This window comes from Streptomyces sp. NPDC052687 (assembly GCF_040678395.1).
GTDB lineage: Bacteria > Actinomycetota > Actinomycetes > Streptomycetales > Streptomycetaceae > Streptomyces.
In genome coordinates this window covers 31,442-43,381 of the sequence record NZ_JBFATR010000056.1, presented here as the reverse complement: position 1 = coordinate 43,381, position 11,940 = coordinate 31,442, and the positions used below count along the sequence as shown (strand labels likewise).

The following is an 11,940-nucleotide window of genomic DNA, read 5'->3' as shown; positions in this document are numbered from 1 at the left end:
GAGGTGTTCGTGGCGGGGGTGGATGTCGACTGGTCGCCGTGGGTGGGCGGTGGTCGGCTGGTGGACCTGCCGACTTACGCCTTCCAGCACCGGCGCTACTGGCAGCCGCCCGTCACGGGCACCGACGTGGGCTCCGTCGGACTGGACACCGTACGGCACCCGCTGCTGGGCGCCGCGGTGGGTCTCGCCGGTGGCGACGACGTCGTCGTGACCGGCCGGATCTCCCGGACCACCCACCCATGGCTGGCGGACCACGCCGTCTTCGGCACCGTCATCCTCCCCGGCACCGCCTTCGTCGAGCTGGCGCTCCGCGCCGGTGACGAGGTCGGCTGCACCGGCGTCCGGGACCTGACCCTGCACGCCCCGCTGGCCCTTCCCGAACACGGCGAGGTCGACCTTCAGGTGCAGGTCGGCGCCGCCGATGTCACCGGCCGACCGGTGGACATCCACTCGCGGCCGCACGGCTCGCGGGAGTGGACCCATCACGCGAGCGGCGTCCTCGTCGAGGAGCCCGCCGCGCCGTCCGGGCTCGCCGGGGAACTGTCCGGTCCCGCCTGGCCGCCCGCCGGGGCACGAGCCCTCGACGCGGTCGCCCACTACGACGCCCTGGCCGAAGCCGGACTGGAGTACGGCCCGGCCTTCCAGGGACTGTCCGACGTATGGCGGTCCGGCGACGCGATCCTCGCCCAGGTCACGCTGCCCGGGCGGCAGGCGGAGGACGCGGCGGCGTTCGCCCTGCACCCCGCCCTGCTGGACGCGGCGCTCCAGGCGGCCGCGCTGGACGGCACCGGGAACGGGCCCGTCCGGACTCGGCTGCCGTTCTCCTTCGGCGCCGTCACCCTGTACGGGCGGGGCGCCAACGAGATACGGGTCCGGGTCAGCCCGAGCGGTCCGGACACGTTCACGGTGGAGGCCGCAGACTCGGCCGGAGCGCCGGTCGTCCGAGTCGACTCCCTGCTGGTGCGTCCCGTGATCGCCGAGGATCTCACCACCCCGGACAGCAGCGCCCGCATGCTGCTGTCCGTAGAGTGGACCGAGGACGACCGGCCCCCGGTCGGCGAGCCCGACACGACCGCGTCGGAGCCGACCCTGCTGAAGGTCACCACCGGCGCCGGCGCCGGTGATCTGTCCGCGCGCGTGCGGACCGTGCTGCACGACACGCTGCGCGCGGTGCAGGAGTGGCTGGCGCAGGACCACCCCGCCGGGGCACGGCTGACGGTCGTGACCCGCCGGGCCGTGCTGACCGGCGCTGAGCCGGAGGGCACGCCGATCGACCTCGCCCACGCCTCGGTGTGGGGCTTGGTCCGGGCCGCTCGCGCGGAGAACCCGGGCCGCATCGTCCTCGTCGACATCGACGCCGACACCGACGGCGCCGACGACCTCGGCGGCGTCGACGAGGAGACCCTGCTGGCCGCCGTCCGCTCCGGCCTGCCCGAGTTGGCGATCCGCGCCGGCCGTATGTACGTGCCGAAGCTGCGCCACCAGACCACGGAACCGGCCGGCGACGCCCTCGACGCCCTCGGCACGGGCACCGTCCTGATCACCGGCGGGACGGGCGGGCTGGGCGCCCAGGTGGCCCGGCACGCCGCCCGACTCGGCGCCCGCCATCTGCTGCTGCTGTCCCGGCGCGGACCCAACGCCGATGGCGCGGCGGCACTGAGTGAGGAACTCGCCGCCGCCGGGGCCCGGGTCACCGTCCTGGCCTGCGACGTGGCCGACCGCGACCAACTGGCGCAGGCGTTGCGGGCGATCCCCGAAGAGCACCCGCTGACCGCTGTCGTGCACTCCGCGGGAGTGCTGCACGACGGGGTGATCGAGTCGGTCGACGCCGACACCCTGGACGCGGTGCTGCGGCCCAAGGCCGACGCCGCCTGGCATCTGCACGAGCTGACGGCCGACACGGACCTGTCCGTCTTCGTGGTCTTCTCCTCCGTCGCGGGTGTCCTCGGCGGGGCGGGCCAGGGCGGCTATGCCGCCGCCAACGCGTTCCTCGACGCCCTGATGGAGCACCGCCAGCGCACCGGCCGGGCCGGTCTGTCGCTGGCCTGGGGCCTGTGGTCCGAGGCCACCGGAATGACCGGGCACCTCGACGAGGCGGACCTCGACCGAATCAGCCGCGGCGGGATCACCGCCCTCGGCACCAAGCAGGGGCTGGCCCTCCTGGACACCGCGCTGACCCGGCACACGAGCGCAGGGGAGGCCGGACCCGCCGTACTGGTGGCGGCCGCGCTCAACCTGCCCGTCCTGCGCAGTACCGAACCGGGCCTGCTGCCCCCGTTGCTGGCCGGGCTGTTCCCACCGCGCCGCAGGGTCGCCGCCCGCGGAGCCGGAGCCCGCGCCGGCGCGCCGGTGGCCCCGACCTCCCGGGAGGCGGTCGTGGAACGACTGCGATACCGGTTCGCCCGCACGATGGGCTTCGGCACCGACGAACTCGACACCGCCGCACCGCTGGTCGGGCAGGGCCTGGACTCCGTGATGGCGATGCAGATCCGCAGCCTCGTCGAGGCGGACTTCGGCCAGGCCCTGCCGGTCGCGGCCATGTTCAACGGCGCGACCATCGAGACCATCGCCGACACCCTCCTCGCCGGAGCGGCCGACGCCGCCGGCGCCTCGGGCGCGGACACGGTCGCCGCCGACTCGACGGACACCGCCGTCGTCGCGGAGGTCGAACGGTATCCCGCCACCCGGGACGTCGTACGACTGCTCCGCGCCGAGCAGCACGGTACCCCCGGCGTCACCCACCACATCGGGCTGGCCGTACGGCTCCCCGAGCCGACCACGCCGGACCGCCTCAGCGAGGCGCTCACCCGGCTCGCCGGGCGGCACGCCGCGCTGCGCACCGCGATTGTCGCGGACGCCGACGGCGGGCAGCGGCTGGAGGTCCATCGCACTCCGGCCGCCGACCTGCTGCGCTGGTCGGCGGTGGCGGACGGCACGGATGCGGACGAGCGGTTGTGCGCGCTGATGGAGCCGCCCTTCGACGTGGCCCGCTCCCCACTGTGGCGGTTCGAACTGCTCGCCTACCCGTCCGGCGACCAGGTGCTCGTCTTCGGCGCGCACCACGCCGTCTCCGACTTGGCGTCGCTGATGCTGGTCGCCCACGGCCTCGGCGCCGAACTCGGCGGTCAGGCACCGCCCGCCGCCGTCACCAACCGGGACATCGAGCTGCTGCTGCGGGCCCAGGCGTCCGGCCCGGCCGACGGGCAGAAGGTCACCGGCGACTGGCGCGCGGACTTCACGGGCGCCCGGCGGCTCGATCTGGAACTGGCCCGCCCGCGCCCCGCGGAGCGGTCCTTCCGGTCGGCCATGCACCTGGCGGACCTGCCGCCGGAGCTGGCGCGGCGGGTCGCGGACCGGGCCACCCGCCTCGGGGTCACACCCGCCGCGTTCTGGCTCGGCGCGCTGACCGTGCACCTCTCCCGCCTCCGCGGACACGACAGGTTCGTGCTGGCCGTACCGGTGGACACCCGCATGCACGTGGGCGCGCTCGACGCCGTCGGCTACTTCGGCCTGCCCATCCCGTTCCCCGCCCAGGTCGCGGCGGGCGACACCGGCACCGACGTACTGCGGCGCACGGACCACCGGCTCAGCCGGGTGCTGGAACGGGGCGTCACCTTCTTCGACGCCATGCCCGCCCTGGTCGAGGAGGGGCTGTACCGCAAGGGCGCGCCCCTGGTCGAGGTGTACTTCAACTACATGCCGCCGCAGGCCGGCGCGGCGGAGGGGCTGCGCATCCTGCCCGCGGGCACTGGCTACTCCGACCTGGACCTGATGGTGACCGTGATGCCGGGGCTCGAGAAGCTGGGACTGGAGTACAACACCGACGTCCTCGACGAGACCAGCTGCGCCGCCCTCGCGGCCGGTGTCCTGGCGCTCGCCGCCGAACTCGCCGACGACCCCGACGCCACCGTCGCCCCGTCCCGCGCGGACACCGCCGCGACGGCCACCGCGGCCGTACCGCTTCCCGGACCCAGGACCGCACCGGACAACACGTCCGCGTCAGGCAGCGGCTCGGAGCCGGACACCGACACCGCTACGGCGCGGCGGACCCAGCGCGGCGAACCCGCCGCCGACGGCGCACCGGCCGGCCGGATCGCGATCGCGGCCACCTTCGCCCTCGGCAACCTCCCGGCCATGGTGGAGGTCGCCCTGGAGGACGCAGGCGTCGACGGCGGGCCCTTCGAGGTGGCCGAGGCGCCCTACCACCAGGTGCTGGCCAGCCTGCACGACCCGGGCAGCGTCCTCGCCCAGCCGGGGACCGCCGCCGCCCTGGTCCTGCTCCGGCCCGGCGACCTCACCCGCTTCGCCCCGGCCGACAGCGACCTGCTCGACCAGCTCGCGCAGGAGTACCCGGCCGCGCTGCGCGCCCTGGCCGAGCGCACCCGCACCCCGCTCGTGGTGGTCTTCCTCCCCGAGCGGGCGCGGGACGAGCGGCTGCGCGAGTGGGAACGGCAGGTGACGCGGCAGCTGGCCGAGCAGCCCGGCATCGCCGTGCTGTCCGCCGACTCCTGGGCCGGCGAGTACCCCGCCGACGGCTTCGAGGACATCTTCGACCAGCACACCGACGACATGGCCCATCTGCCGTTCCAGGAGGAGTTCCAGGCGGTCGTCGCACTGCGCCTCGCCGACGTGGTGTGGAACATCCGCCGCAAGGCGCCCAAGGTCATCGTGGTCGACGGCGACGAGACGCTGTGGGGCGGCATCGCCGGCGAGATCGGCCCCGAGAACGTCGACCTCACCGGCCCCCGAGCACTGCTCGCCCAGCGGCTGCTGCAGTGGCGGGCCGCCGGAGTGCTGCTCGCGCTGGTCTCCAACAACGACGAGGAGACCGTGCACAGCGTCCTCGACCGGCCGGACAGCCCGCTGCACCGCGAGCACTTCGCGGCCATCTCCGCAGCGTGGGAGCCGAAGTGGACCCGGATCCTGCGCATCGCCGAGGAGCTGCGCCTGGGCCTGGACAGCTTCCTGTTCCTCGACGACAACCCGGTGGAGATTGCCGGAGTGCGTGCCCAACTGCCCGAGGTCCTCTGCCTGACCTGCCCGGACGCCGGTGAACTAGCCGACTTCGTCACCCGGTTGTGGCCCATGGTGCCGCGCGCGGCGACCACCGAGGACGCCGCCCGGGCCGAGTTCTACCAGCAGGAGCGGATACGCGACGCGGCCCGGGCACAGTTGGGCTTCACCAAGTTCCTGGAGAATCTCCGGCTCGAACTCGACATCGAGCCGGTGTCCGGCGAAACGGCCCAACGCACCATCCAGCTGAGCCGGCGCACCAACCAGTTCAACCTCCGGCCCCGCCCGCTGGACGCTGCCGCACTGGAGCAACTACAGCAGGACGGCGAGGTATGGACGGCGACCGCGCGCGACCGGTTCGGCTCCTACGGGCAGATCGGCGTGCTCGCCGTCCGCCCGGACGGCGACGCGCTGGAGGTGGTCGCCTGGATGATGAGCTGCCGGGTGCTCGGCCGGGGCGTGGAAGACCGGCTGCTGGCCTGGCTCGCCGACCGGGCGGACGCACTCGGGTGCACCACGGTGCGCCTCGTCGCCGACAACACGCCACGCAACATTCCGGCGCGGCGTCTGGTCTCCCGCCTGGGCGGCGGCGAGGTCGACGCGCCGCGGCTGGAGACGGAGGTGGCACCGGCGCAACTCCGGGAGTTCCGTTCCTGGGACCTCGGATCGGAAACCGCAGCGGAGGTCAGCAATGTCTGAGGCGGGCAGCGGCATCAGCCGCAACCGCAGTGTCAACCGTCGGCCCGACGAGGAGGTGATCGAGCGGCGCGGGGCGGGCCGTACGCAGGCGGCCGATCTGCTTGCCCGCTTCCGCAAGTCGGCGGCCGGGCCCGCCGCGTCGCAGCCGGCCGGCGGGGCCTCGCGGCCCCGCAGCCCCGAGCAGCTCGCCACCGCCATCGCCGACCTGGCCGCCCGCTTCCTGCCGGGCGGCGCGGGCGACGTCGACACGGACCTCTTCGACGCCGGCCTGTCCTCCGTCGACGCGGTGGAACTCGTCGCGCTGATGGCGCGGGAGCTGGACGTCCGGATGAGCCTGGACGACGTCTTCGCGGACGCCCGGCCCCGCCGCCTGGCGCGCCGGGCCGGGACGGCGGGGGCGGACGAGCCGTCCGCCGGCCCCGTCGAGGCCCTTCCCGCGGTCCGGCCGACGGCCCCGTCGGCCGGCCAGGAAGACACGGCAGCGGCCGAGCCCGTGGACGACGAGGAACTGCAGATGATCCTCTCCGACCTCGCGCTGGCCGACCGGCTGCCGTTCAGCCGGCAGGCCGAACGCGTCGAGCCGCGCCGCATCCTGCTCACCGGGGCCACCGGCTTCCTCGGCAGCCATCTGCTGCTCGACCTGCTGCGCCGGGGCGACGCGGACGTGGTGTGCCTGGTGCGCGCCGACGACGACGAGGCCGCCGAACGGCGCCTGGGCGAGGCCCTGGCGAGCTTCGACCAGCCGTGGTCCTTCGAGGTGCGGCGCCGGGTCACGGTGCTCGCCGCGGACATCCGCCGGCCACGGCTCGGCCTGTCCGAGGAGCGCTGGCAGAACCTCGCCCGGGAGGTCGACTCGATCGTCAACGTGGCCGCCGCCGTGGACTTCCTGCGTGGCTACCCCTCCCTGCGGCAGACCAACGTGGTCGGCCCGCTGCACCTGGCCGAGCTGGCGATGACGGGACGGCCCAAGCCCGTGCACCACATCTCGTCCGTCGCCGTCTTCAACGAGGTCGGCATCGCCACCATGGGTGAGGACGACCCGGTCGCGCACGTCGACCGGCTGTTCGCGGGCTACGACAAGTCCAAGTGGGCGGCGGAGGCCGCGCTGCGGCGGGCCCGGGAGCACGGACTGACCGTCACGTTCCTGCGCCCGGGTGCGATCGGCGGCCACACCCGCACCGGCGTGTACAACCCACGCGATCTGAGCACCGGCTTGATCGGGGCGATCTCCCGCTTCCGCACCGTACCGGCGTTCCGGTACATGAACCTGGCGCCGGTGGACTGGATCAGCAAGGTCGCCGCCGCGATCGTGTTCGACCCGCAGGCCTGGGGCCGCAACTACAACCTGACCGGCCGCGCCGAGACCCTGCCGGAACTGGTCAAGGACATGAAGCTGGGCGGCATGAACGTCCGGGCGACCGGCTGGCAGGAATGGCGCGAGGATCTGATGCGCCGCCAGAAGGAGGATCCGGTCCCGGAACTCGACTTCCTGGTGCGGATCCTGAGCAGCCCGACCGCCGTCAAGCTCTTCGAGGCCCTGATGTTCGGCCCCGCGGCCGGCACGGACCGCACCGAGGAGTTCCTGGCCCGCCACCGGCTCCCGCTGCCCGAACGCTTCGGGGCCGAGGCCCAGCTGAAGGCGTTCGAGCGCATGGCCCGGGACGGGGTGGCCCGGCTGCCCAGCCGCGAGGACCCGCCGTACCTGTCGTTCCGGGAACGGATGAAGGGCTACGTCGGACCGGTCGGGGAGCAGCCCGACACCGCCTGCCGGTTCGCGTTCACCCTGTCCATCGCGAGCATGTACCAGGTGGTACGGCACCGCAGGGTCGACGTCCGCGGCGAGGTCACCTGCGAGCGCCTGCACCCGGAGCCGCTGACCGTGCTGGACGGCGAGATCTGGGTCCGCCCCGACGAGGGCATCCCGCAGCGGCACAGCAACGACCATCCGCTGCTGCGCTACCGCCTGACCCTGCAGGACCGCGACGGCGGCCGCTGGTGGCTGGAGGGCTGGAAGACGGCCCGCGCCCGGCACGACTTCTGGAAGCAGACCCGTACGCTGGAGGTCACCATCGGCCGGGAGGGCGAACCGGCGAGCATCGCCGGTGTGCTCCAGGTGCCCGGCAAGAGCTATGTGCCCGACCAGATCGACGGCATCCGGGTCGACCCCCGGCTGTCGTCGCAGGAGCAGCGGCTGGCCAAACTCACCTGGCTGGCGTGGTTCTTCGTCCAGGTCGGCATGGGGCTGGCGGAGCCGTCGATGCGCGCCGCGGCCGAGCTGCTCGACCTGCGGCGGGACGCCATCGACCGGGACAAGGACAAGCTGCAGCGCAAGTTCAGGAAGCTGATGATCCAGAGGGAGCAGATCCGATGACGCTGAGGCCTCTTCACCATGCTCTGGCCGCCAGGGTCGAGGACGTTCCGTTCACGGCCTCCGACGGCACCCGGCTCGGACTGACCCGGGTGGCGGCCGACGACGGCGTCGACCGTCCGGCGGTCCTGGTCCTGCACGGCCTGACCGCGTCGTCGGACATGTTCCTGCTGCCCGAGACCCGCAACCTGGTCGATGTCCTGCTGGACGCGGGCTACGAGCCGTGGCTGCTCGACTGGCGCGGCAGCTGCCGGCTGCCGTACAACGAGGGCCGGACCCGCTACTCCTTCGACGACGTGGCGCTCTACGACATTCCCGAAGCGGTCTCGCTGATCCGGCAGCGCACCGACGGCCGCCCGCTGCTGGTGGTCGCGCACTGCATCGGCGCGATGTGCCTTTCGCTGAGCATGGCGGCCGGTCTGGTGCCGGGACTGGCCGGCGTGGTCGCCCAGGGCGTGTTCCTCACCCCGAAGATGTCCTGGAAAACCCGGGCGCGCCTGCACTTCGGCGGGGAGCTGCTGCGCTCCCGCTTCGTCAACATCCCCACCGACATCAAGAAGGTGGGACTGTGGTCGAAGCACTCCCTGATCTTCGCGGAGGTCTCGCTGGGCGCCGAGTGCAAGGACCCCAACTGCCAGATACTGCACAACGACTCCTGGGGCGTCGGCGGTTCGCTGTTCGTCCACGACAACCTCGACAAGCGCACCCATGACCGCCTGGCCGACCTGTACGGCACCGTGCCGATGTGGATCCTGCCGCACCTGCGCAGCATCGAACTGGCGCACACCATGATGCGGTACGACGACAGCGACGGCCGCTACGCCGCGCTGCCGAAGAACGCGCTGGACAACGCGGACCGTTTCGAGGCCCCGCTGATGCTGCTGTCGGGTGACGACAACCGCTTCTGGTACGACTCCAACAAGCTGTGCCACGAGATCCTCACCAGCCGCCACCCGCAGTTGGACGTCCGCTATGTCGAGGTGCCCGGCTACGGCCACCTCGACGCGTTCATCGGCCGCAGCGCCGCCCTCGACGTGTTCGGGCACATCGTGGACTTCCTCGACGAGTGCCGGGCGACCGGTGACCGCCCCGCGGCCGCCCGTCCCGTCGCCGCACCGGGCGCAGGGGTCCGATGACCTCGGACACCACTCCGTCGGCGGCGGCCGGCACCCGGCGGGGCGATGCTCCGCCGGGTCTCGGCCTGGTGCTGCCCGTCATCGTCGTCGCGGTGTTCACAGTCCCGCTGTCGGTGTCCGGGACGGCCGTGTCCCTGGGCGCCATCGCGGGCGACCTGGGCCCGTCGTCGCTGGGGGAGCAGTGGGCGCTCAACGGGTTCACCCTCACCTTCGCCTGCTCGACGCTCGTCTGGGGTTCCGTCGCCGACGTCGTCGGCCGGTGGCGATCCCTCACGGCCGGACTGGTCGTCTTCGGCATCGGCTCGGCCGTCAGCCTCGTCGCGGTGAACTACCTGATGCTGGACTCGGCCCGGCTGCTGGCGGGGGCCGGGGCGGGCGCCGTGTTCTCGGTGGGCACGGCGATCTTGTCGTCGGTCTTCACCGGCGCGCACCGCACCCGCGCGTTCGCGCTGCTGGGTTCGGTGGCGGGCCTGTCCCTCGCCTTCGGCCCGACCCTGTGCGGCCTGCTCACCGAGGCCTTCGGCTGGCGCCTCGTCTACGGCTTCCAGCTTGGCTTTCTGCTCATCGCCTGCGCCGGCATGCCCCTGATCCGCCGCGCGACCGCGCACGAACGGCGGCGCGCGGTACGGATCGACGCCGCCGGCGGGCTTCTCTTCTGCCTGGCGACGACGCTGCTGCTCGGCGGCATGGTGCTCGGCTCGGAGGCGGGCTGGGGCTCGCTGCCGTTCCTGCTGTGCACGGCCGCCGGACTCGGCTGCTACGGGCTCTTCGGCCGCGTCGAGAACACCGTGCCGAGCCCTCTGCTGAGCCTGCGGACCCTGCGCAACCGGCGGTTCTCCAGCATGACGCTGGTCGTCGCGGTGTCGTCGTTCACCTTCACCAACGCCGTCGCCTACCTGCCGGTGTTCTTCCAGGGGGCCTACGGCTCCTCACCGGGCGCCAGCGGCGCGTTCCTGATGTTCCTCACCCTGCCCGTCCTCGTCGCCCCGCTGATCGCCGGGCGGCTGGTGGCCAAGGGGACGGCCGTCGACCGCATCATGGTCTGGAGCATGGCCCTGCTGGTCGCGGGCCTGGTGGTGACGGGCGCGCTCGCACCGCAGGGTCTGGCCTGGATGGCGCTTCCCATGGCGGTCGTCGGTATCGGCTTCGGCCTCCAGGCCGGCCTCGTCGACGGCGAGGCGCTGGCGCAGCTGCCGGAGACCGAGGCGGGCATGGCCGCCGGGTGGATCAACACCGTCCGGCTCGGCAGCGAGGCCGTGGGCGTGTCCCTGTTCGGCTCCCTGTTCGCCAGCTTCGTCGGCAACACCACGCACGGCGACCCCGAGGGATTCGCCGCGATCACCATCGGCTCCACCGCCCTCGCGGCGGTCGTCGCGGCGGCCGCGGTCGTCCTGATGTGCCGCGACCGCCGGCCTGCCCGCCCGCCGACCGACACGGCGGACGCCGACGACCTCTGACAGACCGCGCTCCGACGACGCCTTTGCTCCTCGAACTCGGTCCACGACGTATACCAAGTCGAGCGCAACAGCGAGGGCGAATAGGCGCAGGCTATCTTCCAGTTCGGGTCGGCCAGGAAGGGCGATCACTCCGTCGGGGCGGCACTGGCGGATGGTGGCGAGGATAAGGATGGTCAGTGCGCTGAGACCTCTACTGGCATGTCGGTGACTGCGCTCGCCACGCATTTGACCTGCTGGCTCTCAGCGAGGACAGCCTTCACCAGTTCGGGAGGAAGCGCGTCCAGGACGTCAACGAGGTCGTCCAGTTCAAGGACGGAATGCTCGCCAGACGCGGACCGTTTTGTCTTCGACGGCCACAGTCTGCACCGTTGAAGCGGCCGTACCACGCATTGACGCCACGCGCGGGTGCCGATTGAGGGCGCCGCGAGGTGATCGTGTCGGCCTCTTCCCCGAAGGCACACAGGCCGGTGGTTGCTGTGGGGAGCGCCAAGCCCAGGTCGGGGCGCAGCCCCAGCTTCTTCGCGGTTCGGACGACCTTGCCGCGCGTCATGCTGAGCGTGATCTCGTCACGGATTGCCGGCAACCACCCGGCCGCGGTGGATGTGGGCTCCGGGCACACAGGGGAGGAATGAGATATGAGCACTCACAGCACCCCCAACCGGTCACTTATTTGTGAGAGTGGGACATGCTGGGCACGAGCGGATTTGGTCGGGTGTGCTGGTGTCCGGGCGGCCTCATTTGTCATCGGCTGATCGTCCGGAACGCGCCCTACCGGGACCCCGGCCCGCGCTCGCGCACGGCCGACGACAACCGCTTCGAGGGGGTGGGCATCCCCGAGGCCAGGCACACGGCCATGGGCTGGCCGGTCGTCCCGCACACCCTGCGCGACCCGCTCACCGGCCTGCGCGAGCGCTACGGGGACGCGCTGCCGCCGGTCCACATCACGGAGAACGGCTGCGCCTAGGACGACGTACCGGCGCCCGACGGAGCCGTCCACGACCCCGACCGGATCTCCTACCTGGACGGCCACCTCCGGGCCGTGGCAGCCGCGATTGCCGACGGTGTCGACGTACGCGGCTACTACGTCTGGTCGCTCCTCGACAACTTCGAGTGGGCGTACGGGTACCGGAAGCGGTTCGGTCTCGTGTACGTGGACTACGCCACCCAGCGGCGTATCCCCAAGGACAGCTACCGCTGGTACCGGGACTTCGTCGCCACCGTCACCGGCGGCGGCTGAGCCGTCGTACGCGACCGGCGGCACCCTGAC

The 11,940-nt window shown here is 72.6% G+C and carries 5 protein-coding genes and 1 pseudogene; 5 read left to right on the top strand and 1 reads right to left on the bottom strand.

The annotated features are described in order from the left end of the window. Nucleotides 1–9: 9 nt before the first annotated feature. Genes AB0K92_RS29660 through AB0K92_RS29645 form a run of 4 tightly spaced genes read left to right on the top strand, consistent with a single transcriptional unit; the run spans nt 10 to nt 10,673 of the window. Nucleotides 10–5,712, top strand: coding sequence for an HAD-IIIC family phosphatase (locus AB0K92_RS29660; RefSeq protein ID WP_365927937.1), 5,703 nt, complete (start codon nt 10–12; stop codon nt 5,710–5,712). After that, entirely contained in the window at nt 5,705–8,083 is a 2,379-nt protein-coding gene (locus AB0K92_RS29655) for a thioester reductase domain-containing protein (RefSeq protein ID WP_365927935.1), read from the top strand. The genes AB0K92_RS29660 and AB0K92_RS29655 overlap by 8 nt, the downstream gene beginning before the upstream one ends. Then, a complete protein-coding gene (locus AB0K92_RS29650) occupies nt 8,080–9,216 on the top strand; it encodes an alpha/beta fold hydrolase (RefSeq protein ID WP_365927933.1) in 1,137 nt (378 codons plus the stop codon). The genes AB0K92_RS29655 and AB0K92_RS29650 overlap by 4 nt, the downstream gene beginning before the upstream one ends. Next, entirely contained in the window at nt 9,213–10,673 is a 1,461-nt protein-coding gene (locus AB0K92_RS29645) for an MFS transporter (protein WP_365927931.1), read from the top strand. Before AB0K92_RS29650 ends, AB0K92_RS29645 begins: the two co-directional genes overlap by 4 nt. Nucleotides 10,674–10,929: 256 nt before the next feature. On the opposite strand, the gene AB0K92_RS29640 is transcribed toward AB0K92_RS29645, so the two are convergent. After that, entirely contained in the window at nt 10,930–11,223 is a 294-nt protein-coding gene (locus AB0K92_RS29640; protein ID WP_365927929.1) for a hypothetical protein, read from the bottom strand. 198 nt (nt 11,224–11,421) lie between these two features. Between AB0K92_RS29640 and AB0K92_RS29635 the strand changes: the two are divergent. Further along, nucleotides 11,422–11,910 (top strand): annotated as a pseudogene (locus AB0K92_RS29635) (family 1 glycosylhydrolase); the annotation flags it as partial. Nucleotides 11,911–11,940 lie beyond the last annotated feature (30 nt).

Coding starts and splice junctions, on each gene's coding strand:
- AB0K92_RS29655 (WP_365927935.1), top strand. CDS start 5,705: ATGTCTGAGGCGGGCAGCGGCATCAGCCGCAACCGCAGTGTCAACCGT.
- AB0K92_RS29650 (WP_365927933.1), top strand. CDS start 8,080: ATGACGCTGAGGCCTCTTCACCATGCTCTGGCCGCCAGGGTCGAGGAC.
- AB0K92_RS29645 (WP_365927931.1), top strand. CDS start 9,213: ATGACCTCGGACACCACTCCGTCGGCGGCGGCCGGCACCCGGCGGGGC.
- AB0K92_RS29640 (WP_365927929.1), bottom strand. CDS start 11,223: ATGACGCGCGGCAAGGTCGTCCGAACCGCGAAGAAGCTGGGGCTGCGC.